The sequence below is a fragment of the Pseudorhodoferax sp. Leaf267 genome, from assembly GCF_001422405.1.
Taxonomy (GTDB): Bacteria; Pseudomonadota; Gammaproteobacteria; order Burkholderiales; family Burkholderiaceae_C; genus Pseudorhodoferax.
In genome coordinates, this window is sequence record NZ_LMMV01000007.1 from 35,323 (window position 1) to 59,668 (window position 24,346).

At 69.6% G+C, this 24,346-nt stretch carries 22 protein-coding genes and 2 pseudogenes; 14 read left to right on the forward strand and 10 right to left on the reverse strand.

Features of this window, described 5'->3' with window-relative positions:
- Positions 1-7 precede the first annotated feature (7 nt).
- Complete coding sequence (gene waaC, locus ASF43_RS11260; protein WP_056180545.1) at positions 8-1,009, forward strand: lipopolysaccharide heptosyltransferase I; 1,002 nt, start codon at positions 8-10, stop codon at positions 1,007-1,009.
- The gene (locus ASF43_RS11265; protein WP_056180548.1) at positions 1,009-2,271 is read left to right on the forward strand and encodes a 3-deoxy-D-manno-octulosonic acid transferase; all 1,263 of its coding nucleotides are present in this window, start codon (positions 1,009-1,011) and stop codon (positions 2,269-2,271) included. Before waaC ends, ASF43_RS11265 begins: the two co-directional genes overlap by 1 nt.
- A gap of 64 nt (positions 2,272-2,335) precedes the next feature.
- On the opposite strand, the gene ASF43_RS11270 is transcribed toward ASF43_RS11265, so the two are convergent.
- The 7 genes from ASF43_RS11270 to ASF43_RS11300 are packed head-to-tail and all read right to left on the reverse strand — an operon-like array spanning position 2,336 to position 10,591.
- The gene (locus ASF43_RS11270; RefSeq protein ID WP_056180550.1) at positions 2,336-3,658 is read right to left on the reverse strand and encodes a TolC family outer membrane protein; all 1,323 of its coding nucleotides are present in this window, start codon (positions 3,656-3,658) and stop codon (positions 2,336-2,338) included.
- A 32-nt stretch (positions 3,659-3,690) separates the two neighbouring features.
- On the reverse strand, positions 3,691-4,032 hold the full coding sequence (locus ASF43_RS11275; RefSeq protein ID WP_056180553.1) for a rhodanese-like domain-containing protein: 342 nt from the start codon (positions 4,030-4,032) through the stop codon (positions 3,691-3,693).
- A gap of 10 nt (positions 4,033-4,042) precedes the next feature.
- Positions 4,043-4,732, reverse strand: coding sequence for a protein-L-isoaspartate O-methyltransferase (locus tag ASF43_RS11280; RefSeq protein ID WP_056180555.1), 690 nt, complete (start codon positions 4,730-4,732; stop codon positions 4,043-4,045).
- Between the two features lie 26 nt (positions 4,733-4,758).
- A complete protein-coding gene (locus ASF43_RS11285) occupies positions 4,759-7,956 on the reverse strand; it encodes an efflux RND transporter permease subunit (RefSeq protein ID WP_056180558.1) in 3,198 nt (1,065 codons plus the stop codon).
- Between the two features lie 6 nt (positions 7,957-7,962).
- Positions 7,963-9,099, reverse strand: coding sequence for an efflux RND transporter periplasmic adaptor subunit (locus ASF43_RS11290; RefSeq protein WP_056180559.1), 1,137 nt, complete (start codon positions 9,097-9,099; stop codon positions 7,963-7,965).
- A complete protein-coding gene (locus ASF43_RS11295; RefSeq protein ID WP_056180562.1) occupies positions 9,090-9,749 on the reverse strand; it encodes a TetR/AcrR family transcriptional regulator in 660 nt (219 codons plus the stop codon). The genes ASF43_RS11290 and ASF43_RS11295 overlap by 10 nt, the downstream gene beginning before the upstream one ends.
- A gap of 59 nt (positions 9,750-9,808) precedes the next feature.
- Complete coding sequence (locus tag ASF43_RS11300) at positions 9,809-10,591, reverse strand: YdcF family protein (protein ID WP_235578221.1); 783 nt, start codon at positions 10,589-10,591, stop codon at positions 9,809-9,811.
- A 108-nt stretch (positions 10,592-10,699) separates the two neighbouring features.
- Here ASF43_RS11300 and msrA point away from each other — a divergent pair, with 108 nt between their 5' ends.
- From msrA to ASF43_RS11320, 4 genes and pseudogenes are all read left to right on the forward strand, one after another.
- Positions 10,700-11,266, forward strand: coding sequence for a peptide-methionine (S)-S-oxide reductase MsrA (msrA, locus tag ASF43_RS11305; protein ID WP_056180565.1), 567 nt, complete (start codon positions 10,700-10,702; stop codon positions 11,264-11,266).
- Between the two features lie 15 nt (positions 11,267-11,281).
- Entirely contained in the window at positions 11,282-11,662 is a 381-nt protein-coding gene (locus tag ASF43_RS11310; protein WP_056180569.1) for a hypothetical protein, read from the forward strand.
- 78 nt (positions 11,663-11,740) lie between these two features.
- Positions 11,741-13,834, forward strand: a pseudogene (locus ASF43_RS11315) (TonB-dependent receptor).
- A gap of 36 nt (positions 13,835-13,870) precedes the next feature.
- Positions 13,871-14,812 (forward strand): AEC family transporter, encoded by a 942-nt coding sequence (locus ASF43_RS11320; protein ID WP_056180571.1) that lies wholly within the window; start codon positions 13,871-13,873, stop codon positions 14,810-14,812.
- On the opposite strand, the gene ASF43_RS11325 is transcribed toward ASF43_RS11320, so the two are convergent.
- Positions 14,775-15,599 carry an IclR family transcriptional regulator gene (locus ASF43_RS11325; RefSeq protein WP_056180575.1) on the reverse strand — a complete coding sequence of 275 codons (825 nt, stop codon included), beginning with the start codon at positions 15,597-15,599 and terminating at the stop codon, positions 14,775-14,777. The genes ASF43_RS11320 and ASF43_RS11325 overlap by 38 nt on opposite strands.
- Positions 15,600-15,705: 106 nt before the next feature.
- On the opposite strand from ASF43_RS11325, the gene ASF43_RS11330 reads away from it, so the two are divergent.
- The 7 genes from ASF43_RS11330 (at position 15,706) to fahA (ending at position 23,262) form a co-directional block, all read left to right on the forward strand.
- Positions 15,706-16,662 carry an MBL fold metallo-hydrolase gene (locus tag ASF43_RS11330; RefSeq protein WP_056180578.1) on the forward strand — a complete coding sequence of 319 codons (957 nt, stop codon included), beginning with the start codon at positions 15,706-15,708 and terminating at the stop codon, positions 16,660-16,662.
- A gap of 15 nt (positions 16,663-16,677) precedes the next feature.
- Positions 16,678-18,327: an FAD-dependent oxidoreductase gene (locus ASF43_RS11335; protein WP_056180580.1), complete on the forward strand. Its 1,650-nt coding sequence runs from the start codon at positions 16,678-16,680 to the stop codon at positions 18,325-18,327.
- An 11-nt stretch (positions 18,328-18,338) separates the two neighbouring features.
- On the forward strand, positions 18,339-18,536 hold the full coding sequence (locus tag ASF43_RS11340; protein WP_056180583.1) for a DUF2783 domain-containing protein: 198 nt from the start codon (positions 18,339-18,341) through the stop codon (positions 18,534-18,536).
- A 31-nt stretch (positions 18,537-18,567) separates the two neighbouring features.
- Positions 18,568-19,524 (forward strand): tripartite tricarboxylate transporter substrate binding protein, encoded by a 957-nt coding sequence (locus tag ASF43_RS11345; protein ID WP_056180586.1) that lies wholly within the window; start codon positions 18,568-18,570, stop codon positions 19,522-19,524.
- A 197-nt stretch (positions 19,525-19,721) separates the two neighbouring features.
- Entirely contained in the window at positions 19,722-21,014 is a 1,293-nt protein-coding gene (gene hmgA / locus ASF43_RS11350; protein WP_056180590.1) for a homogentisate 1,2-dioxygenase, read from the forward strand.
- A complete protein-coding gene (locus tag ASF43_RS11355; RefSeq protein WP_056180593.1) occupies positions 21,011-21,982 on the forward strand; it encodes a tripartite tricarboxylate transporter substrate binding protein in 972 nt (323 codons plus the stop codon). Before hmgA ends, ASF43_RS11355 begins: the two co-directional genes overlap by 4 nt.
- Before the next feature lie 11 nt (positions 21,983-21,993).
- The gene (gene fahA / locus ASF43_RS11360; protein ID WP_056180596.1) at positions 21,994-23,262 is read left to right on the forward strand and encodes a fumarylacetoacetase; all 1,269 of its coding nucleotides are present in this window, start codon (positions 21,994-21,996) and stop codon (positions 23,260-23,262) included.
- Here fahA and ASF43_RS11365 read toward each other — a convergent pair whose 3' ends face one another.
- Positions 23,263-23,634, reverse strand: a complete 372-nt coding sequence (locus ASF43_RS11365; RefSeq protein WP_056180599.1) for a type II toxin-antitoxin system VapC family toxin — start codon at positions 23,632-23,634, stop codon at positions 23,263-23,265.
- On the reverse strand, positions 23,631-23,834 hold the full coding sequence (locus ASF43_RS11370) for a DUF2191 domain-containing protein (protein ID WP_056180639.1): 204 nt from the start codon (positions 23,832-23,834) through the stop codon (positions 23,631-23,633). Before ASF43_RS11370 ends, ASF43_RS11365 begins: the two co-directional genes overlap by 4 nt.
- A gap of 170 nt (positions 23,835-24,004) precedes the next feature.
- On the opposite strand from ASF43_RS11370, the pseudogene ASF43_RS11375 reads away from it, so the two are divergent.
- Positions 24,005-24,274, forward strand: a pseudogene (locus ASF43_RS11375) (substrate-binding domain-containing protein); the annotation flags it as partial.
- Positions 24,275-24,346 lie beyond the last annotated feature (72 nt).

Below are 24,346 nucleotides of genomic sequence, written 5' to 3' on the forward strand. Positions count from 1 at the left end.
GCCGCGCATGCAGGTCCTGATCGTCAAACTCTCCTCGCTGGGCGACGTCGTGCATGCCTTGCCGGTGCTGCACGACATGCACCAGATGCTGCCCGGCGTGCAGGTGGACTGGGTGGTGGAGGAGGGCTTCGCGCCGCTGCTGGGCCAGGCCCATGGCATCCGCCGCGTGATCCCGGTGGGCCTGCGGCGCTGGACGCGCACGCTGACGCGCCAGCCCCTGCGGGTATTGCGTGAGTTCGCCGCGTTCCGGCGCGACCTGCGCCAGACGCGCTACGACACCGTGATCGACATCCATGGCCTGTCCAAGAGCGCCCTGGTCGCCAAGCTGGCGCGCGGCTACCGCTATGCAATGGCCAACGCGACGCAGGGCTCCAGCTACGAAGCACCTACGCGCTGGGTGGCCGACACGGCCATTCCGGTCGAGTCGGAGATCCATGTCGTGCAGCGCTCGCGCGTGGTCTGTGCGCAGGCGCTGGGCTATGCGCTGCCGGACGAGATCCGCTTCGGCCTGGGCCAGCGCGACCGCCTGACCCAGCGGCCCGTGGTCGCGCTGGTGCACGGCACCTCGCGCGCCGACAAGGAATGGCCGATCACGCACTGGGTGGAACTGGCGCGCCGGCTGCATGGCCAGGGTCTGGCCGTCGCCTTCCCGCATGGCAGCAGCGACGAGCAGGCGCGCAGCGAACTGATGGCGGAAACGCTGGGCGCCGAGGGCATCGTGGCCACGGTGTACCCGCGCCTGTCGCTCGATGCACTGGCGCGCGAACTGGCGCAGTGCGCGGGCGTGGTCGGCGTGGACAGCGGGCTGTCGCACATCGCGGTGGCGCTCGATCTGCCCCATGTGCAGATCTACAACTTCGACACCGCGTGGCGCACCGGCCCCTTGCCGCCGGTGCACGGCCCGGCCCTGCAACGCAGCGTCTATGCGCGGCCCACGCCGGATGTCGACAGCGTCTGGCAGGCCTGGCAACAAGTGCTGGCCGCCGACGCGGCGCGGACGCCCGGCTGATGCTGCTGCGCCTGTACGGCTGGCTGATGTGGCTGGTGCAACCCCTGTTGCGCCGCAAGCTGGCACGCCGCGCCGTGGCCGAGCCCGGCTACGGCCAATGGGTGGAGGAGCGCTTTGGCCGCTACACGCAGCCGCCGTCGAACGGCTGGGTCTGGGTGCACGCCGTGTCGCTGGGCGAGACGCGCGCGGCCGCGGTACTGATCGCGGCCCTGCGCGCGCGCATGCCCGGCATGCGGCTGCTGCTCACGCATGGCACGGCCACGGGGCGCGCCGAGGGCACGCGGCTGCTGCGAGGCGGCGACCTGCAGGCCTGGCAGCCCTGGGACATGCCGGGCGCCGTGGATCGCTTCCTCGCACAGTTCCGGCCGGCCGTCGGCATCCTCATGGAAACCGAGATCTGGCCGACGCTGATCGCGGCCTGCGCGCGCGAGCGCGTGCCGTTGGTGCTGGCCAATGCCAGGCTGTCCGACAAATCCTTGCAGGGCGCGTTGCGTGTGCCGCTGCTGCCGCATGCTTACGGTGCGCTGACGGCCGCATATGCGCAGACCGAAGACGACGCCGCGCGGCTGCGGCAGGCCGGCGCACCGGTCGCAGGCGTGTTCGGCAACCTCAAGTTCGACGCGGCGCCCGAGGCGGCGCAACTGGCGCGTGGCCGGGCGTGGCGTGCTGCGGCTGGCCGGCCTGTCCTGCTGTTCGCCAGTTCACGCGAGGGCGAGGAAGCGGCCTTGCTGGCGATGCTGGCAGCCGACCGCGCGTTGCAGTCCAAAGTGCAATGGCTGATCGTGCCGCGCCATCCCCAGCGCTTCGACGAGGTGGCTGCGCTGGTTCGCCAGCAAGGCTTCGAGGTGTCGCGGCGCAGCGCATGGGCGGATGGCCCGCCCGCGCCGCAGCAAGCCATCTGGCTGGGCGATTCGCTGGGCGAGATGGCGCTGTACTACGGCCTGGCCGACCTGGCCCTGCTGGGCGGCAGCTTCGAGCCCCTGGGCGGGCAGAACCTGATCGAAGCCGCGGCCTGCGGCTGCCCGGTGTTGATGGGGCCGCACACCTTCAACTTTGCCGAGGCGGCCAGCCTGGCCGAGGCTGCCGGCGCGGCATTGCGCGCGGCAGACCTGGCGGCCGCCGTGCGCCTGGCGCGCCAGCTGGTAGCAGACGACGCGGCGCGCGCTTCGGCCGCCCAGGCCGGCCTGGCCTTCGCGGCGGCGCACCGTGGCGCGGCCGCGCGCACGGCCGATGCCGTGGTCGCGCTGGTGCGCGCAGGCTGAGGTCTCGGCGCAGGGGTGCGTTGCGTCGGCAGCGCCGACAAGGGCGAGCGGTCGCGCAGCGCGTTCAGCGCGCCAGCAATGCGTTCACACCCTGCAGGTCTTGCGGCTGCAGGCTGCCATTGGCCTGGCGCAGGCGCAGGCCACCGAGCAGCACGTTGTAGCGCGCCTGGGCCAGGTCGCGTTTGGTCTGGAACAGCTGGCTCTGCGAGTTGAGCACGTCGATGTTGATGCGCACGCCGACCTGGTAGCCCAGCTTGTTGGCGTCCAGCGCACTCTGGCTGGAGGCCTCGGCGGCCTCGAGTGCGCGGACCTGCCCCTGGCCCGACACCACGCCGTACCAGGCGGTGCGGGTGTTCTGGGTGATGGTGCGGCGCGCAGCCTCCAGGTCGGCCAGGGCTTTCTCTTCCAGCGACAGGGTCTCGCGCACGCGGTTTTGCACCGAGAAGCCGGCGAACAGCGGCACCGTGAGCTGCACGCCGACCGTGCCCAGGTTGCTGCGCGTGCCCAGGCCGATGGTGGGGCTGCCTTGCGGGTTGCGGTTGACGCCGTAGCTGGCCGTGAGGTCCAGGGTGGGCTTGTGGCCGGCGCGGGCCTTTTCGGTTTCCAGCCGGGCTACGTCCAGCGCCACCAGGGCCTGCTGCAGCACCGGGTGCGTGCCCTCGGCCTGCTGCACCCAGCTGTCGACGTCACCCGGCAGCGCGGGCAGCGTGAGCGGCAGGGCCAGCGGCACGGGCTGGGCGTCGGTCTTGCTGACCACTGTGTCCAGCGCGAGTTTCTTCACGCGCAGGTCGTTGTCGGCGGCGATCTCCTGGGCCTGCACCAGGTCATAGCGCGCCTGGGCCTCGCGGGTGTCGGTGATGGTGGCTGTGCCGACCTCGAAATTGCGCTTGGCCGATGCGAGCTGCTCGCCCACGGCGGCCTTTTGCGCGCGCACGAACTCCAGCGTGTCCTGTGCCGCCAGCACGTCGAAATAGGCCTGGCCGACACGGATCACGAGTTCCTGCTCAGCCACGATCAACTGGGCGCGGGCGGCATCGACAAGCTTCATGCCCTGCTCGTAGCCGGCCCAATTGCCGGGCCGGTACAGCGGCTGCGATGCGCCGACGGACGCGGTCAGCGCGGTGTAGGTGCGGTCCACCGGCGGCATGGTGCTGTCGTATGCGTTGCGCGATGCGCCAGCCGACAGGCTGGCACTGGGCAGGATCAGCGCGCGCGCCTGGTCGGCCTTGGCCAGGTTGGCGTCGTACTGGGCGCGTGCGGACTGGTAGGTCGCGTCGCTCGCACGTGCCGATTCGAACAATTCCACCAGGCTCTGTGCCCGCGACGGCGGGGCGTAGGCGGCTAGAGCGGCGAAGGCGATCGGGACGAGGCGACGGATGGCGGTCATGTTCTTCCTTGTATGAACCGTTGCAGACAGTCTCAATACCTGGGCACGGAGGGGTCTCGCTGTTGCGACCAGGCATCGATGCCGCCGCTGATGTTGGCCACGTGGGCAAAACCGTTCTGCACCAGGAATTGGGCGACGCGCATGCTGCGCGCGCCGTGGTGGCACAGGCAGGCGATGGGCTGGTCCGGGTCCAGCTCGGCCAGGCGCGCCGGGATCTCACCCATGGGAATGGTCAGCAGCGTGAAGCCGTCGGGCTTGACGCTGGCCACGGCCAGCTCGGCCGGTTCGCGCACGTCGAGCACCGTGATGGCGCCAGCGGCCTCGGGGGTGGGATGCCAGTTGGCCAGGCCTGCAGGGTCGACGTGATCGATCATGGAATGGGCCTCAGAACTGGAAGGGCGAGGGTTCGGGGAAGTTGGCCAGGCGCGGCACGATGGCGTCCCAAGGCTGGAGGGTCTCGAAGCGTCCGTCGCCGGTGCGCGTCACGACATGGGCGCGCATCATGGGCTCCTGGCCGACGATTGCGAACAGCCGGCCGCCGGGGGCGAGTTGTTCCAGCAGCGCAGCCGGCACCGAGGCCACCGAGCCGCCGAGCAGGATGGCGTCGAACGGGCCTTGCGCACGCGCGGCCGAGGCGCCGTCGCCGTGGCGCACTTCGACATTCGACACGCCGGCACGGCGCAGGTTGGCGCGGGCCTGTTCGGCCAGGTCGGCATCGATCTCCAGCGTCAGCACATGGCCGGCCAGATGGGCCATCAGCGCGGCGGTGAAGCCCGAGCCGGTGCCGATCTCCAGCACCTTGTCGGTCTTACGCAGCTTCAGGTCCTGCACGCTGCGCGCCTCGACACGCGGGGCCAGCATGCATTGGCCCAGGCGCAGGGCCTCCTCGTGCGGCGCGCGCAGCGGCACTTCGGTGTCCATGAAGGCCAGCGAGCGCACGGCCTCGGGCAGGAAATCCTCACGGCGGACCTGGCCGAGCAGGTCCAGCACGGTGGTGTCCAGCACATCCCAGGGGCGGATCTGCTGCTCGATCATGTTGAAGCGGCTTTGTTCGATATCGGCGGGGGTCATCATGGCAGGAGGTGTGTGGTGCGCGGAAGTCACGGCAAGCCGGCGATTTTAGAGGCGGCTGCCGTTCGGATCGGCGCCGGTGCGGGGGAAAAGCGACGCTTGCACCAGTTGGCCAGATCGTCCATGTAACAGTACATCACGGGCACGACCACCAAGGTGAGCAGCGAGGAGGTGAGCACCCCGCCGATGACGGCCTGGCCCATGGGCGCACGCTGCTCCGAGCCTTCGGACAGCGCGAACGCCAGCGGCACCATGCCGAACACCATGGCCAGCGTGGTCATGAGGATGGGCCGCAGCCGCACGCGGGCTGCGAGCAGCAGGGCCTCGTGGCGCGGCAGGCCCGGCTCCAGCACCGTGCCGTCGTCGGCCAGCACGCCCTCGCGCGCGCGGATGGCGAAGTCCACCAGCAAGATGGCGTTCTTGGTCACCAGGCCCATGAGCATCACGATGCCGATGATGGAGAACATCGACAGCGTAGAGCCGAACAGCATCAGCGCGCCCACCACGCCGATCAGGGTCAGCGGCAGCGAGGTCATCAGCGCCAGCGGCTGCAGGAAGCTCTTGAACTGGCTGGCCAGGATCATGTAGATGAACACGATGGCCAGCACCAGGGCCGACACGGCGTAGCCGAAGCTCTCCTGCATGTTGCGCGTGGAGCCGCTGAACTGCGTGCGGTAGCCCGAGGGCAGGGCGATGCCGTCCAGCACGCGACGCACGTCGGCCGAGACTTCGCCGGCGGATCTGCCGGACACATTCGCGTTGAACGCCACCTCGCGCGACAGCGCGCGCCGGTTGATCTGGTTCGGGCCGGTGGTCTCGCGCACCTGGGCCAGCTGGTTCAGGCGCAGCACCTCGCCATTGGGCCCGGCCATCAGCGGCAGCCGGGCCAGGTCTTCCGGTGTGGTGCGGGCCGAGGGCGCCAGCCGCACGTTGACGTCGTAGGTCTGGTCGTCGGGCGCACGCCAGTTGCCCACCGTCTGGCCGGCGACCATGGTGCGCAACTGGCTGGCGATCGCGGCCACCGACAGGCCCAGGTCGGAGGCCGCCTCGCGCCGCACCTCCACGTTCAGGGTGGGCTTGTCGGCCTTCAGGCTGGTGTCCAGGTCCACCAGGCCGGGCACGGTGCGCAGCCCGGCCTCGATCTGGCGCGTGAGCCGCTGCAACTGGGCCAGGTCCGGCCCCTGCAAGGAGAACTCCACCTGCTTGCCGCCGCCCACGGCATCGACCAGCCCCACGTGGGTCACCGTGATGCCGGCCACGCGGCGCAGGCGCTCGCGCAGTGCTACCGAGATCTGCGCCACGCTGCGGCTGCGCGCGGCGCGGTCCACCAGCCGCACGTAGATGGACGCGTACATCTTGCCCTGGGCGTTGCCGGTGTTCAGCGTGGCCACCGTGTAGCGCACCTCGGGAAACTCGCGCACGATGGCCTCGACCTGCCGGGCCTTGGCCTCGGTCACTTCCAGTGCCGAGCCCACGGGCGTATGGAAGTTGATCGAGGTCTCGGAGAAATCGGCCTGCGGCACGAACTCGGTGCCCAGCAGCGGCAGCAGCACCACGCTGAGCACGAAGATGCCCAGCGCCAGGCCCAGCGTCTTGAGCTTGTGCAGCAGCGACCAGCGCAGGATGCCTTGGTAGACCTCCGACAGCCGTTCGGTCGCGCGGTCGAACCAGCCCGTCACGCGCCCGATGGTCTTGTCGTACAGCGTGGGCGGTCGGTCGGGTTGGCCGTGGATGCTCGGGTCTTCCCAGATGCTGGACAGCATCGGGTCCAGCGTGAAGCTCACGAACATGGAGATCAGCACGGCTGCCACGATGGTGATGCCGAACTCGTGGAAGAACTTGCCGATGATGCCGCCCATGAAGCCGATGGGCAGGAACACCGCGACGATGGACAGCGTGGTGGCCAGCACGGCCAGGCCGATCTCCTGCGTGCCCTCCAGCGCGGCCGTGTAGGCGCTCTTGCCCATCTGCACATGGCGCACGATATTCTCGCGCACGACGATGGCGTCGTCGATGAGCAGGCCCACGCACAGCGACAGCGCCATCAGCGTGATCATGTTCACCGTGAAGCCGGCCACATACATCACGAGGAAGGTGCCGATCAGCGCGATGGGCAGCGTGAGCCCGGTGATGACCGTGGAGCGCCACGAGTTCAGGAACAGGAACACGATCAGCACGGTGAGCAGCGCGCCTTCGATGAGCGTGCTGCGCACATTGGCCACGCCGACGCGGATGGCGCGCGAGGCATCGGTCACGGGCTCCAGCCGCACGCCGGGCGGCAGCTCGGCCCGCATCTCGGCAATCGTGCGTGCCAGGCCGTCGACCACGGCGATGGTGTTCTCGTCCTGCGCCTTCTGCACGCTCAGCAGCAGCGTGCGCTGGCCGTTGTACAGGGCCAGGCTGTCGAGCTCCTGCGCGCCGTCGTGCACGTTGGCCACCTGGTCGAGCCGGATGCCGGTGCCGCCACGGCGCGCGACGATGATGCGGCCCAGGTCGTCGGGGCGCTGCGCGCGGCCGTCGATCTGCAGCACGCGGTCGGCCTGCAGCGAGCGCACCGCGCCCAGCGGCAGGTTCTGGTTCTCGCCGCGCAGCGCGTCCACCACCTGGCTGGTCGTGATGCCCAGGGCCTCCATGGCCTGCGGCTGCAGGTAGACATTGATCTCGCGCTTGGTGGCGCCGACCAGCGTGACCGAGCCGACACCGCGCACGTTCTCCAGCCGCTTCTTCAGGACCTGGTCGGCCCAGTTCGTGAGCGAGACGGCCGAGGGCGCGGTGCCGGCGGCACCGGCCTGGGGCAGCACGGCCAGCGACCAGACGGCGCGGCTGGCCGGGTCGAAGCGCAGCACGCGCGGCTCCTTGACCTCGTCGCGCAGCAGCGGGCGCACGGCGGCCACCTTCTCGCGTGTGTCCTCGGCGCCCTTGCGGCCGTCCACATGCAGCTGGAACTCGATGATGACCACCGACATGCCCTCGTAGCTGCGCGACGTGAGGGCGTTGATGCCGGCAATCGCGTTGACGCCTTCCTCGATCTTCTTGGTGACCTCGGCCTCCACGATCTCGGGCGATGCGCCCGGGTACTCGGTGGTGATGACCACGATCGGGAAGTCGATGTTCGGGAACTGGTCTACCTGCAGCCGCTGGTAGGCGAAAGCGCCCAGTACCACCAGGGCCAGCATCAGCATCGTGGCGAACACCGGGTTGCGCAGGCTGACGCGGGTGAACCACATGGGGTGTCAGGGCCTGGGCACGGGCAGGCGCACGGCCGTGCCCGCGGCCAGCCGGCCCACGCTGCCGCGCAGCACGAGGCTGCCGGCCGCGATGCCGGGCACGGCCACCATGGTGTCGCCCTCGGCCTGGCCGCGCAGGCCTGGCTGAACGGGCCGGTGCACCACGCGCTCGTGCTCGATGAGCTGCACATAAGGCGCGGGCTGGTCGGTGCGCACAGCCGACAGCGGCACGCTGAGCTGCGCCTGCTGGCCCGTGTCGAGCAGGCCCTGCACGAACAGGCCCTGGCGCAGGCCGGGCGCCGGGTCGAGCGCCAGGTAGACCAGCACGCCGCGGCTGCCGGCCTGGGCGCTGGGGTTGATGCGCGCCACGCGGGCCTGCAGCGCGGCACCCGGCAGGCTGCCCTCGATGTGCAGCGTGGCGCTCTGGCCCACGCGCACGGCCTGCGCGTCGGCGGCGGCCAGCACGGCTTCGAGTTCCAGCTGGCGCAGGTCCACGATCTCGACGATGCGCGTGTCCACGGCCACGCGCTCGCCCGGCTGGGCCAGCCGCTGTGCGATCTGGCCGGCGATCGGTGCGCGCAGCACGGCGTCGTCCAGGCTCTTGCGCGCCAGAGCGACGGCAGCCAGCGCGGCGCGGTGCGTGGCCTGTGCCGCGCGCAGGCTGGACTCCGAGCTCTCCAGCGCGGTGCGCGAGATGAAGCCCTGGTCCACCAGCGCCTGGTTGTTCGTGTACTGGCGCTGGGCGATGTCGATCTGTGTGCGGGCCGCGTCGGCCTGTTCCTGCGCCTGGCGCAGCCGGGCTTGCACTTCCTCGGGGTCGATGCGCGCGATGACCTGTCCGGCCTGCACGCTGTCGCCTTCGCGCACGCGCAGGTCCTGCAGCTCGCCTGCCACGCGGGCCCTGAGCACGACGGCCTGCACGGCCTTGATCGCGCCCGACACAGGCAGGCCCTGCACCAGCAGGCGTTCTCGCGCCTCGACCAGATCGCCGGCGATGAGTTCGAGCGCGGTGTCGACCGCGGTGCTGGCGGCAGCGGCCTGCTGCGCCTTGCGCGCCTGCAGCTGGCGCAGGCCGACGGCCACAACCAGCGCCACCACCAGCAGGCCGGCGACGAGGCCCAGCGCGCGGCGGCTCACACGCATGGCACGCGGCGCAAGCCGTTGAGCAACAGGTCTACCTGCGCGGCGATGAAGCGTTCGGGCTCGAAGCTGCCCAGCGACGACGCACAGGCGCCCAGCGAATGTTTCCAGGTCACGAGGTAGAGCATGACGCCAGTCACGCTGTACACCGCGTACTCCGCATCGACGGCGCGGAACTCGCCGCTGTCGATGCCGCGCTGCAGGATGCGCCGGATCAGTGCCGTCGCCGGGTCGACCACGGCGGTACGGTAATAGGCGGCCAGCTCGGGAAAGTTGTGCGCCTCGCTCATGACCAGCTTGGTGATGCCCGACGCCTTGGTCGATCCCACGCGCGTCCACCACATCGCCAGGCAGTAGCGCAGCATGTCGGCCGTGCTGCCCTCGTAGCCTTCGTACTCGACATTCCACTCGACGAAGCGCGACGCCAGGTTCTTGTGGACCACCGCCTTGAAAAGCTCCTGCTTGCTGCTGAAGTACAGGAACAGCGTGCCTTTGGAGACGCCAGCGCGCGCCGCCACCTCCTCGACGCGCGTGGCGGCGAAGCCCTTTTCGGTGAACAAGTCCAGTGCCGAGGCCAGCAGTTCGCCCGGACGTGCGTCGGGACGGCGGGCGCGCGGCGCGCCGGTCTTGCGTGGCGTGGGGGTGGTGGGCATCAGCTTGTTACTGACCAGATGGTTAGTACTGTAGCCAGCCGCCGCAGCCTGTCAAGGCGTCAATAGCGGCGCATCTGGAGCGCCAGCCATTCGCGCAGCACCTGGTGCGAGGCTTCCAGCCCATAGGTGGAGGGCAGCCATTCCAGCACTGCGCGCTGGCGCGGAATGACGAAGCCCATGGGTGCGGGCACGACCGCGAGCCCGACGGCCTCGAACGCCCGCACGGCCCGCGGCATGTGGAAGGCGCTGGTCACCAGCGCGATGCGCTGCACGCCGTCGGGCTGCAGCAGTGCCGCCATGTTGCGCGCGTTCTCGACGGTGTCGCGCGAGCTGCCGTCCAGCCAGCGCGGCACGCCCGCGCCATTGCGTTGCAGCATGGCGCGCACGGCCTGCGCCTCGCTCGGATGGTCCGGCGTGCCGGCGTTGGACCAGCCCAGGCCGCCGGCAAAGCCCAGTGGCAGGGCACTTTCGCGGGCCAGCCAGGCGCCGTAGTGCACGCGTGAGGCCGTATAGGCCGTCAGCAACGGCCCGTCGTACTCAGGTGCGTACGGCGACACGCCACCACCGAGCACGACGATGGCCTGCACGTCGCGCTGCTTGAGTTGCGCGACCGCACTGGCAGGGGGCAGGGCTTGCACGGGCGGTAGCAGCTCGCGCGCGAGCCAGATCGCCGTGCCGTTGCAGCTGAGCAGCCATAACGTGGCCAGGCCCAGCAGCACCAGCACGCTGCCAAGCCAGCGCCGCGACAGCGTGACCAGCCAACCCAGCGCGATCAGCAACAGCGGCGCCATCGGCGGCAGTGCCAGCGTGGCCAGGATGGGGCGCCATTCAGCGGATTCCAAGGCGGGCCTCGCTGCGATCGAACGTGTGGAAAGAGGGCATGAAAGAGAGTGCGCGGCAGCCGTCGCGGCCCGCGTTTACACTGAATTTTTCAGTGTACAAGGCCGTCCATGACCGACAGTTCCTCCTCTTCCCCCGGCTCGCCGCAGCTGGAAACCATCACCCTGGGCGGCGGCTGCTTCTGGTGCACCGAAGCCGTGTTCGTGCAGGTCCAGGGCATCGTCGATGTCGAGAGCGGCTACAGCAATGGCCACGTGCAGAACCCCAGTTACGAACAGGTCTGCACCGGGCGAACCGGCCACAACGAGGTGGTGAAGCTGCAGTTCGACCCGGCGCAGATCTCGCTGCGCCAGATCCTGGAGATCTTCTTCGTGATCCACGACCCGACCACGCTGAACCGCCAGGGCAACGACGTCGGCACGCAGTACCGCAGCGGCATCTACACGCACAACGAAGAGCAGCAGGCCGTGGCCAGGGATGTCATCGCCGAGCTGCAGGCCCAGCCGGGCGTGGGCCGCGTGGTGACGGAGGTCGTGCCGGTCGCCAACTACTCTGCCGCCGAGGACTACCACCAGGACTTTTTCGAGAAGAACCCGAACCAGGGCTACTGCATGATGGTCGCCGCGCCCAAGGTGGCCAAGTTCCGCAAGACCTTCTCAAGCCTCGCCAAGGGCTGACAGAAAAACGCCCCCATGACGGCCCGCCCACCACGCCGCACCCGGCCGCCCCTGCAGGCTTTCCTGCTCGGCGCGCTGCTGTTCGCGTGGCTGGCGGCGCAGTCCTTGGGCCTGGCGCACCGCAGCCTGCATGGCGGCGCGTTGGCCTTGCCATCGGCCGCGGCGACACCGGCCCCGGCGCACGGCCACGCGCATGCCGGCCTGTTCGCCGGCCACGCGCATGCGGGCGATTGCCAGTTGTTCGACCATGCGAGCGCGGCCGACCTGCTGGCCGGCGGCGCCATGCTGGCCGTCGCCGCCTTCTGGTCGGCGCCGTTCGCAGCGCTCCTGCGCGCCGGCCTGCCGGCCCGGGCAGCGCCGCCGTTCCAGGCACGCGCCCCGCCTTTCCTTCGCTGAACCCCGTCCATCGCACGCGTCCCGCGTGCGGCCTTGCGCCGCACGTGGGCGTGTTCTGTCCGATTCATCGAAGTCTTCATGCACCACCATTCCTCACGCAGCGCCGTCGCGGCCGCTGTGCATTGCACCGTCCTGTCGCTGTCCGTCTGCGGCGCGCCGTCCGCTTCGGCCCAGAGCTCGTCGCTGAACGAAGTCACCATCACCGGCAACCCGCTGGGCCGCAGCGAGCTCGTCGCGCCCACCACCCAGCTGCAGGGCGACGACCTGACGCTGCGCGCCAGGCCCACGCTGGGCGAAACACTGGACGGCCTGCCCGGCGTCAGCAGTACCTAGTTCGGCCCCAACGCGAGCCGGCCCATCATCCGCGGGCTGGACGGCGACCGCATCCGCGTGTTGCAGAACAGCGGCGCGAGCATCGACGCGTCCAGCCTGAGCTTCGACCATGCGGTGCCGGCGGACCCACTGTCCATCGAGCGCGTCGAAGTGCTGCGTGGCCCGGGAGCGTTGCTGTACGGCGGCAGCGCGGTGGGCGGCGTGGTCAACGTGATCGACAACCGCATCCCGCGCCAGCCGCTGTTCGACGCGGCCGGCGGCGTGACAGGCAAGGCCGACCTGAACGCGGCCACCGGCAACGGCGAGCGCGGCGGCGGCTTGCTCGTGGAGGGCGGCAACGACCGCTATGCGCTGCACGCCGACGTGTTCAAGCGCCGCACCGACGACGTGAAGGTGCCGGTGGACCTGGCCTGCGCACGCCCCGGCGCACCCGGCCTGGCCCGGCGCATCTGCAATTCGGCCAGCGACACCGAGGGCGGGGCGGTCGGCGGCTCGCTGTTTTTCGACCATGGCTTCATCGGCGCATCCGTCACGCGCTACAAGAGCGACTACGGCACCGTGGCCGAGGACGAAGTGACCATCGGCATGCGCTCCACGCGCTATGCGCTGCAGGGCGAATGGCGCAACCTGCCGGGCTGGGTCTCGGGCATCAAGGCGCAGTTCAGCCACACCGACTACCAGCACACCGAGTTCGAGGGCGACGAGGCCGGCACGCGCTTCAAGAACCGCGGCAACGACTTCCGCGTCGAGGCGCGTCACACCAAGCTTGGGCCGCTGGAAGGCGTGTTCGGCGTGCAAGGCGAGTCGAACCGCTTCTCGGCCGCAGGCGAAGAAGCGTTTGCGCCATCCAGCCGCACGTCGCAGCTGGCCCTGTTCGCGTACGAGGAACTGCCGACGTCCTGGGGCAAGCTGAGCCTCGGCGCACGCACGGAACGTGTGGAGGTGCAGTCCTTCGGCAGCACCGACCCCGAGGTCACGCGTTTTGCCACCGGCACGCGCACCTTCGACCCGCACAGCCTGTCGGCGGGCGCGCTCGTGAACCTGGCGCCGAACTGGCAGCTCACCTCGAACCTGGCGCACACGCAGCGCGCACCCAAGGACTACGAACTCTTTGCCAACGGCCCGCACCTGGCCACGGCTGCCTGGGAGACGGGCGACCCGTCGCTGCGCAAGGAGAAGTCCAACAGCCTGGACCTGGGCGTGGCCTGGGCCAGGGACCACGACCGCTTCGCGCTCACGGGCTACATCACGCGCTTTTCCAACTACATCGGCCTGCTGGACACTGGCAACACGCGCAGCCCCGAGGGCGAGTTGAACCCCGGCGGCGACGAGGAGGCGTTGACCGACCTGCGCTACGGTGGCGTGCGCGCGCGCTTCTTCGGCGCCGAGGCCAACGGCAATGTGCGCCTGCTTGGACCGGCCGGGCTGGCCCAGGCTGGCAACGGTTCGTCGCTGGACCTGCAATGGCGCGCCGACCTCGTGCGCGCGACCGACCTGGACAGCGGGCAGCCGCTGCCGCGCATCGCGCCGGCACGGCTGGGCGCCACGCTGGTCTGGGGCCAGGGCCCGTTCGGCGCACGCCTGGGCTTCGACCATTCCACGGCGCAGCGCCGCGTGCCGACCACGGGCCAGCGGCCGACCGATGCCTACACCCTGTGGAACGCCGCGCTCACGTTCAAGCAGCAGGCCGGCGCGTCGCAGCTGCTGTGGTACGCCCGCGTGGACAACCTGACGGACCAACTGGCCTACAGCGCCACGTCGGTGCTGACCACGACGGCGTTCCCCAAATCGCCGCTGCCCGGGCGCAGCCTGAAGCTGGGCCTGCAGGTCGCGTTCTGAGCATCGGGGGGGCAGCGGCTGAGACAATGCGGCCGCGTGAACCACCCCGTCGTCTCCTCGCTGTTCCCGGTCGTGCTGATGATCGCGCTGGGCTTCTTTGCCGGGCGGCGCGGCATGGTGGCGGCCAGCTCGGTCAAGGACCTGTCGGCGCTGGTGTTCTACCTGCTGTCGCCGGCTCTGCTGTTCCGCTCCATGAGCGCGGTGCGCGTGCAGGACCTGGACCTGCGGCCCGTGGCGGCGTACTTCATCGGCGCCGGGCTGATCTACGGTATGACGGTCTGGCGCGGCCATTTTTCGCGCGAGGCCAGCGTGCTGGCCATGGCCAACACCTACAGCAACACCGTGATGATCGGCATTCCGCTGGTCGGGCTGAGCTACGGGCCGGCCGGCATGGTCACCCTGCTGGCGCTGGTGTCGCTGCATGCGCTGGTGTTGCTGACCACGGCCACGCTGGCGGTGGAGCTGGCCATCGCGCGCGAAGCCCGTGCCGAGGGTGCGCCGCCGCGCAGCCTGGTGCGCGTGCTGCTGCCGGCGCTGCGTAGCGCGCTGATCCATCCCGTGCCCATCCCCATCGTGGCTGGCCTGCTGTGGGGCCAGACCGGCTGGGTGCTGCCGGCGCCGGTGGACAAGACTCTGATGCTGGTCGGCCAGGCCTTCGCGCCCCTGGCCTTGATTCTGGTCGGCATCACGCTGGCGACGACCGCCATCGGCCCGCACCTGCGTGGCGCCTTGAAGCTGGCAGCGACCAAGAACCTCGTGCACCCGGCGCTGGTCGTGGGCATCGGCCTGGCGCTGGGGCTGTCGGGCCTGCCGTTCACGATCATGGTGGTGGCCGCCGCAATGCCGATCGGCGCTAACGTCTTCCTGTTCGCGCAGCGCTACAACGTCGCCGAGGGCATGACCACGGCCGCCGTCGCCGTGTCGACGGTGATGGCGTTGGTCACCGTGCCCACGGCGATGCTGCTGATGGGCCGCTGAAGCCCAGCCGGCGCGAGATCTCGGCTGCAGCCGCGCGCACGGCCTGGGCCGCGCCCGAGTCCCAGCCCGCCGGGAAATGGTCCTGGTGCCCCAATGAGGTGATCACGATGGCCGGCACGCCCTCGTGGTCGAAGGCGGCGGCGCTGAACGCGTTCACGCCCGGCATGGGCCGGCCATTGGCGCGCGCCACGCCATGGGCCTGCATCTCGGCGATCGCCGTGCGCAGCTCCTCGCGCTGCTGCGCGTTCATGGGCTGGCCGGCCGCCTCGGGTTCGCCCAGCGGGCCGCCGATGGCGTGGTCCAGCTTTTCCTGCGGCAGCACGGCGGCGAACGCGCGCCCGGTGGCCGTGCCCAGCAGCGACATCACCGTGCCCGCGCGCATCGACACATGCAGCGGCTGGCGCGCGTCGATCATGCGCACGATGGTGGCGCCGAAGTTGCCCCACACGGCCAGCGCCACCGCGTAGCCGGTGGTGCGCGCCAGTTCCTCCGCCACGGGCACCGCGGCCTTGACCGGGTCGAGCTGGTACAGGCAGGTCAGCCCCAATTGCAGGGCCGCGGCGCCCAGCGCGTAATGGCCGGCGGCGTCCTGCTCGATCAGGCGCAGCTTGCCGAAGCTGACGAGGTAGGGGTGGGCGCGCGAAGGCGGCATGCCGGCCGCGGCGGCCAGGTCTTTCAAAGTCATCGCGCCGGGCTGGCCGGCCAGGGCGAGCAGCAAGCGGCCCCCCACCTCGGCCGACTGCACCCCGCGCTGGCCGCTGTCTTCGGTCTGTTCCTGCTTGTCCATGCGGATGAGTTTGTCTTACGCAAATTCTTTTGACAAGAACAAATTCACGTCAAATAATGCGAACGCGTTTGTCAATGACGAATATCAACCCACGGAGACCGCCGCCATGACCGAGAAGAAATTCGCCTCGCAAGCCGACCTGGAAGAAAAGAAGGTCACCTTCAGCCAGATCTCGGAACACGCCTGGGCCTACACGGCCGAGGGCGACCCGAACACCGGCATCGTCATTGGCGACGACGCGGTGCTGGTGGCCGACACCCAGGCCACGCCGGCCATGGCGGCCGACGTGATCCGCCGCATCCGCGAGGTCACCGACAAGCCCATCCAGTACGTGGTGCTCACGCACTACCACGCCGTGCGTGTGCTGGGCGCCAGCGCCTACCAGCCGCAGCAGATCCTGGCCAGCCAGGACACGTATGACCTCATCGTCGAGCGCGGCGAGCAGGACAAGGCCAGCGAGATCGGCCGCTTCCCGCGCCTGTTCCAGAACGTGGAGACCGTCCCGCCTGGCCTGACCTGGCCGACCATGACCTTCAGCGGCAAGATGACCGTCTGGCTGGGCAAGCTCGAAGTGCAGCTGCTGCAGCTGGGCCGCGGCCACACCAAGGGCGACACGGTCGTCTGGCTGCCGGGCGAGAAGGCGCTGCTGTCGGGCGACCTGGTCGAGTTCGGTGCCACGCCGTATGCGGGCGACGCCTACTTCAAGGACTGGCCGCAGACGCTGGACAACCTGGCCGCACTGCAGCCCAAGGCCCTGGTGCCGGGCCGCGGCGCCGCGCTGACCACGCCCGAAGACGTGGCCAAGGGGCTACAGGAGACGCGCGACTTCATCGCCGACGTCTACGCCTACGTGCAAAAAGGCGTGGCAGCCGGCAAGGACCTGAACGCCGTCTACAAGGACACCTTCGCCGCCATGAAGCCCAAATACGGCCACTGGGTCATCTTCGACCACTGCATGCCGTTCGACGTGACGCGCTGCTACGACGAGGCCACGCAGTGCGCCGACCCACGCATCTGGACCGCGGAGCGCGACATCCAGATGTGGAAGACGCTGGAAGGTTGAGCGGGCGGAGGAGACATGCACATCAAAGACCTGGCCGGCAATGCACCGGCCGATTTCCAGAAGATCGCGTTCGACTACGCGCCGCACCCGGACCAGCAGGCCGCCAAGCCGGCCCGCCACCCGGTCGTCATCATCGGCGCCGGCCCGGTCGGCCTGGCGCTGGCCATCGACCTGGCGCAGCAGCAGGTGCCCGTGGTGCTGCTGGACAACGACCACAAGCTCTCCACCGGGTCGCGCGCGATCTGCTTTTCCAAGCGCTCGCTGGAGATCTTCGACCGCCTGGGCTGCGGCGAGCCCATGGTCGCCAAGGGCGTGTCGTGGAAGGTCGGGCGCGTGTTCTTGCGCGGCGACGAGGTCTACAGCTTCGACCTGCTGCCCGAGGAGGGGCACGCCCGCCCGGCCTTCGTGAACCTGCAGCAGTACTACGTTGAAGGCTTCCTGGCCGAGCGCGCCGGCCAATTGGCGCTGATCGACGTGCGCTGGCAGAACAAGGTGGTGGGCGTGGAGCAGCATGCAGACCATGCGCTGCTGACCATCGAGACGCCGGACGGGCCGTACCAGCTGCAGGCCGACTGGGTCGCGGCCTGCGACGGCTCTCGCTCGGCCGTGCGCCAACTCATCGGCCAGGAGACACACGGCCGCCAGTTCAAAGATCGCTTCCTGATCGCCGACGTGAAGATGAAGGTCGACTTCCCGGCCGAGCGCTGGTTTTGGTTCGACCCCGACTTCCACCGCAACCAGAGCGTGCTGCTGCACCGCCAGCCCGACGGCGTGTGGCGCATCGACTTCCAGCTCGGCTGGGACGCCGACCCCGAGGTCGAGAAGCGGCCCGAGAACATCATGCCGCGCGTGCGAGCGCTGCTCGATGCGTCGCCGTTCAAGGGCGCGGAGGTGGAACTGGAATGGGCCAGCGTCTACACCTTCGCCTGCCAGCGCATGGACGCGTTCCGCCACGGCCGCGTGCTGTTCGCAGGCGACTCGGCACACGGCGTGTCGCCGTTCGGCGCGCGCGGCGCCAACTCGGGCCTGCAGGACGCCGAGAACCTGGCCTGGAAGCTGGCCGCCGTGCTGCGCCAGCAGGCCCCCGATGCGCTGCTGGACAGCTATGCCCGTGAACGCGAAATGGCGGCCGACGAGAACATCCTGAACTCCACCCGGGCCACCGACTTCATCACGCCCAAGAGCGAGGTCAGCCGGCTGTTCCGGGACGCGGTGCTGCATCTGGCGCGCCGGCACGATTTCGCGCGGCGCATGGTCAACAGCGGGCGTTTGTCGGTGCCGGCCACGTTGCACGACTCGGCGCTGAACACGGACGATGCGGACGCGTTCACGGGCCGCATGGTGCCCGGCGCCGTGGCCGCCGATGCGCCGGTGGCGCAGGGCTGGCTGCTGCAGCAACTGGGCGGTACCCGGTTCGCCGCCCTGGTGTTCGGCGACGGGGAAGGCGCGCAGGCCAGCCTGCGTGCGTTGGCCGAGGCCGACCTGCAGACGACTGTCGTCCGCCTGCCGCTCGACAGCGTCCACGCGCTGGCCGCCGCACGCTACGACGCGCAGGACGGCACGACCTACCTGCTGCGGCCGGACCAGCATGTCTGCGCGCGCTGGCGCCAGCCAACCGCCGCCGCGGTGCGCGCAGCCCACGCCCGCGCGCTGTGCAAAGCCTGAGGGAGCCACACATGAACGCACACCATTTGGTCACCGCCCCCAACCTGGCCGCGCCCGACGACTTCTACGAAGCCCTGATCGACGCGCACCAGGGCCTGGCCACCGACGAGAGCCACGCATTGAACGCGCGCCTCGTGCTGCTGCTGGCCAACCACATCGGCGCCATGCCCGTGCTGCGCGAGGCCCTGGCGGCAGCGCGCGCCGTTTGAGATTTCAACGAGACCCCCGGAGACAACCACCATGATCAAGAAACTCATCCCTCTACTGGCCGCTGCCAGCCTGTCGTTCACTGCGTTCGCCCAATCCGGCAAGCCCGTCGAATGGATCGTCGGCTACGCGGCCGGCGGCGGCTCCGACGCCGTGGCCCGCGCCACGGCCGAGGCCATGGCCAAGACGCTGGCCGCGCCCATCGTCATCAACAACAAGCCCGGCGCCGCCACCAACATCGCGGCCGAATACGCCGTGCGCGCCAAGGACCTGGAACACACCCTGTTCACGGCCGACTTCGCGACGCTGGCAGCCAACCCCTTCCTGTTCGGCAAGCTCGGCTACAGCGCCGAGAAGGACCTGAAGCCCGTCGGCCTGCTCGCGCGCTTTCCGCTTGTGCTGGTGGTCGGCCCGCAGGTGCCCGCCAGCAACTGGGCCGAGTTCCTGGCCTGGGCCAAGGCGCAGGGTGGCGGCGTCAACTACGCATCGGCCGGCGTCGGCAGCCCGCACCACCTGGCGACCGAGCTGCTGGCCGAGCAGGCCGGCCTCAAGCTCACGCACGTGGCCTACAAGGGCGCGGCACCGGCCGTGGCCGACGTGCTGGGCGGCCAGGTGCCGTTCATGCTGGTCGACACCGCCAGCGGCAACCAGTTTGTATTGAGCGGCAAGCTCAAGGCCATCGGCGTGGCCAGCGCCCAGCGCATCGCCAGCCTGCCCAAGGTGCCCACGCTGACCGAGCAGGGCCTGGCCGGCTACGAGGCCTATGCCTGGCAGGGCCTCACGGTGCCGTCCGGCACGCCGGACGCCAGCGTCGCGCGCTACAGCCGCGCGCTGCAGGAGGCGCTAGCCTCGCCGACCGTGAAGGCGCGCTACGAAGCCCTGGGCGTAGAAGGCCTGCCCGGCACGCCCGAGCAGATGGCCGCCTACGTGAAGACCGAGCGCGAACGCTGGGGCCGGCTCATCAAGGCCAATAACATCAGGATTGATTGATGAACACCCCCAGTCTTCGCGCTTCGCGCTCCGCCAACCCCCTCAAGGGGGCGCCGCCAGCGGCCTGGCAGAGCCAGTTCCGCGGCGGCCACTGGCATGGCCTGCTCCGCGGCCCTTTGAGCCCCTGCCGGGTGGGCCGGCTGCGTGGGCTGTGGATGCGGCCTCGCGCCATTAGCAACTGAGAAAAGGAAATATCCATGACCCAGGACCCGCTGCGCTACCAAAGCGGCTTCGGCAACGAATATGCGACCGAGGCCGTGCCGGGCGCGCTGCCGCAGGGCCGCAACAGCCCGCAGCGCGCGCCGCTGCAGCTCTACCCTGAGCTGATCTCGGGCACCGCCTTCACCGCGCCGCGCCATGAGAACCGCCGCACCTGGATGTACCGCCGCCAGCCCTCGGTGGTGTCGGGCCGCTATCAGTCCTATGCGCAGCCGCGCTGGACCACGGGCGGCGACCGCGACACCGCGCTGGCCCCCGAGCCCATGCGCTGGCACCCGATTCCGTTCGCGGGCGATGCCGACTTCGTCGATGGCATGGTCACGCTGGCCGCCAATGGCGATGCCGACGCACAGAGCGGCATCGGCTCGCTGGTCTACCTGGCCAACCGCTCCATGGACAAGCGCGCGTTCGTGAACGCCGATGGCGAGCTGCTGCTGGTGCCGCAGCAGGGCCGGCTGGTCATCACGAGCGAGCTGGGCGTGCTGGAGGTGGCGCCCGGCGAGATCGCGCTGCTGCCGCGCGGCCTGTTGTTCAAGGTCGCTCTGCCTGACGGCCCCTCGCGCGGCTACGTGTGCGAGAACTACGGCGCCCAGTTCCGCCTGCCCGAGCTGGGGCCCATCGGCTCCAACGGCCTGGCCAATGCGCGCGATTTCCTGGCGCCCGTGGCCGCGTTCGAGGACAACGCCGGCCCCTACGAGATCGTCAAGAAATTCGGCGGCCGTTTCTGGACGGCGCCGATGCAGCAGTCGCCCTTCAACGTGGTCGCCTGGCACGGCAACCTGGCGCCCGTGAAGTACGACACACAGAACTTCATGGCCATCGGCTCCATCAGCTTCGACCACCCGGACCCGTCGATCTTCACCGTGCTGACCTCGCCCAGCGACACGCCGGGCACGGCCAACTGCGACTTCGTGATCTTCCCGCCGCGCTGGCTGGTGATGGAGGACACCTTCCGCCCGCCCTGGTACCACCGCAACCTCATGAGCGAGTTCATGGGCCTGGTCTATGGTGAATACGACGCCAAGCCCGGCGGCTTCAAGCCCGGCGGGGCCAGCCTGCACAATGCCATGGTGCCCCACGGGCCCGACGAAGAGGCCTTCGAAAAGGCTTCTGCGGCAGACCTCAAGCCGCAGAAGCTGGACCACACGCTGGCCTTCATGTTCGAGAGCCGCTTCCGTTTCATCCCCACGGCGTTCGCGCTGCAGACACCCGCGCTCGACCAGGAATACGCCGACTGCTGGGCCGGCCTCAAGGACCAATTCAAGCCATGACCACGCATTCCCGCCGCAACGCGCTCGCGCTGTTCGCCGCGCTGGCCCTGCCGCTGGCCGGCCAGGCCGCGGACTTCCCCACCAAGCCGATCCGCTTCGTCGTGCCCTACACGCCGGGCGGCACCACCGACCTCGTGGCGCGCACCGTGGGCCAGAAGGTGGCCGAACTGCTGGGCCAGCCCGTGGTCGTCGACAACCGCGGCGGCGCGGGCGGCAACATCGGCATGGACCTCGTGGCCAAGGCCGCGCCCGACGGCTACACCATCGGCTTCGGCGCCATCTCCACCAATGCGCTGAACCCGCATGTCTACAAGTCCATGGCCTTCGACCCGCGCCGGGATTTCAGCGCGATCAGCCTGCTGGGCACCTCGACCATCGTGCTCGAAGTGCCGGCCAGCTCGCCGATCCGCAGCGTGGCCGACCTCGTCGCCGCCGCGAAGAAGACGCCCGGCCTGCCGTACGCGACGGCCGGCGCCGGTACTTCCATGCACCTGGCCGGCGTGATGTTTGCGCAGATGACCGGCACCGAGCTCACGCACGTGGCCTACAAGGGCAGCGGCCCGGGCATCACCGACCTGCTGGGCGGCACCATCGGCGCGATGTTCGACAATCTGCCGGCTTCGCTGCCGCACATCCAGGCCGGCCGCTTGCGCGCACTGGCCGTGGCCGGAGCGGCGCGTGCGCCGTCGCTGCCCGATGTGCCGACCATCGCCGAGACCGGGCTCAAGGGCTACGCAGTGGACCCATGGTTCGGCGTCTACGGCCCGGCCAACCTGCCGCCGGCCGTGGTGCAGGCGTTGAACAAGGCCTTCACGAGCGCACTGGCCATGCCCGAGGTGAAGGAGAAATTGCTGGCCGCCGGCTTCCACCCGCGTGGCTCCAGTGCAGACGAACTCACGCAGCTCACCCAATCCGAATACCAGCGCCTGGGCGAGGTCGCCCGCAAGGCCGGCATGTCCGTCGATTGACAAGGAACTCCATGACCACACGCAACGCCACCCACGACCCCCAGCTGCGCAGCTGGGTCGCCTCCGCCAATGCCGAGGGCGCGGACTTCCCGATACAGAACCTGCCGTTCGGCCGCTTCCGCAGGGCCGGCAGTGCCGAGGCCTTCCGCATCGGCGTCGCCATCGGCGACCAGGTGCTGGATCTGCAGGCCGCGGGCCTCGTCGACCATGCCGACATGAACGCGCTGATGGCCGCATCGCCGGCCGAGCGCCAGGCCCTGCGTGCCAAGCTGTCCGAGGGTCTGCGCGCAGGCAGCACCAATGAAGCCGCATGGAGCAGGGCGCTCGTGCCCCAGGCCCAGGCCGAATACACCGTGCCCTGCCGCATCGGCGACTACACGGACTTCTACACCGGCATCCACCACGCCACCACGGTCGGCAAGCTGTTCCGCCCCGACCAGCCGCTGATGCCCAACTACAAATGGGTCCCCATCGGCTACCACGGCCGCGCCTCGTCCATCGTCGTCAGCGGCAACAGCTTCAAGCGCCCGAACGGCCAGACCATCGCGCCAGGCGCGAGCGAGCCCGGCTTCGGCCCCTGCAAGCGGCTGGACTACGAGCTGGAGCTGGGTTTCTACGTGGGCCAGGGCAATGCGCTGGGCGAGCCCATTCCCATGGGCGAGGCCGAGCAGCATCTGTTCGGCGTGGGCCTGTTCAACGACTGGTCGGCACGCGACATCCAGGCCTGGGAATACCAGCCGCTGGGGCCCTTCCTCTCGAAGAGCTTCGCGTCCACGATCTCGCCGTGGATCGTGACCATGGAGGCGCTGGCACCCTTCCGCGCGGCCTTCACGCGGCCCGAGGGCGACCCGCAGCCGCTGCCCTATTTGGACGCACCGTCCAACCGCGAGAGCGGTGCGCTCGACATCACGCTGGAGGTCTGGCTGCAGACCGCGAAGATGCGCGCGGCCGGCGAGGAGGGCGTGCGCCTCACGCGTGGCAACACCATGCAGGCCGCCTACTGGACGGCGGCGCAGCTGGTCGCGCACCACACCGTGAACGGCTGCAACCTGCAGCCGGGCGATCTGCTGGGCTCGGGCACGCTGTCGGGGCCGGCGCAGTCCGAGGCCGGTTCGCTGCTGGAACAGACGCTGGGCGGCAAGCAGCCGATCACGCTGTCGAACGGCGAAACGCGGACCTTCCTGGAGGATGGCGACACGCTGATCCTGCGCGGCTGGTGCGAGCGCGAAGGGGCGGTGCGGATCGGGTTGGGGGAGGCGCGCGGGACGGTGGTGGGCTGATCAATGCGGGGGGTGGGCCACGTCGAAGCGCCCGGCCAGTGCGGCCAGGCGCTTGTCCAGCGTCCATAGCCGCGCGCCAGGCGTCAGCAGCGTGGACGTGAGCAACGTCATGTCCACGAATCCGCACCCGAGGCCGAAGAGGGCCTCGCGTTCGATGAAGTCCAGAACTTCGCGCTGACCGGCCTGCTGGGCCGTCTGCAAGCGTGCGATGTCGCGCAGCGTCTGTGCGCGGGCGGGCGGCGTTCCGCACGCGAGTTCGCCGATCACCAGGGGATGCACCAGCACCAGGTCGCGCGCCAGCAGGGCCACGAGTATGTGACTCGGCTGGCGGAAATGAGCCACCCAGACTGATGTATCGACAAGGACGCTCATCGCTGCGTCGCGTCGCCCCTGCGCGGGATGTCCGCCATCCCAGGTGCGCTGCCACCCAGGGCCGCCAGCCGCTTGGCGGCCTGGACGCGTACGAAGGTCTTGATGGCTTCACGGAACAGGTCGGCCTTGTCCATCTCCGGGTCGGCCACCTCCAGGGCTTGCTCGTACAAGGCATCCTCGATCGTCACGGTGGTTCGCATTGCAGTCTCCAGCATCAAAGTTGATGCGATTTTGCAGTGAAAGGAAGCATCAGCATAAATGCAAAGCCGCCGTGCATCCACGGGAAAATCCTAGGTCGCAAACGTTTGCGCAAACGTTTTGGCGCGCCTATATTGCCTGCCTGTCATCGATGCACCACAAGGAGACAAGCATGCAATCGACACGCCGCACCCTCACCACCGCACTGGCCCTGGCCGGCCTGCTGGCCGCCACGCCGACATGGGCGCAGAGCCCGCCCAAGGTGGCCCTGGTCATGAAATCCCTGGCCAACGAGTTCTTCCTGACCATGGAAGAAGGCGCCAAGGCCCACCAGAAGGCCAATGCCAAGCAGTACACGCTGCTGGCCAACGGCATCAAGGACGAGACCGACGCGGCCGCCCAGATCCGCATCGTCGAGCAGATGGTGGCGCAGAAGGTCGATCCGCCAAGCAGGCGGTGTTCGGCATCGAGACGGCGCTGAAGGCGCTGGCCGCCAAGACGCCGCAGAGCGGCA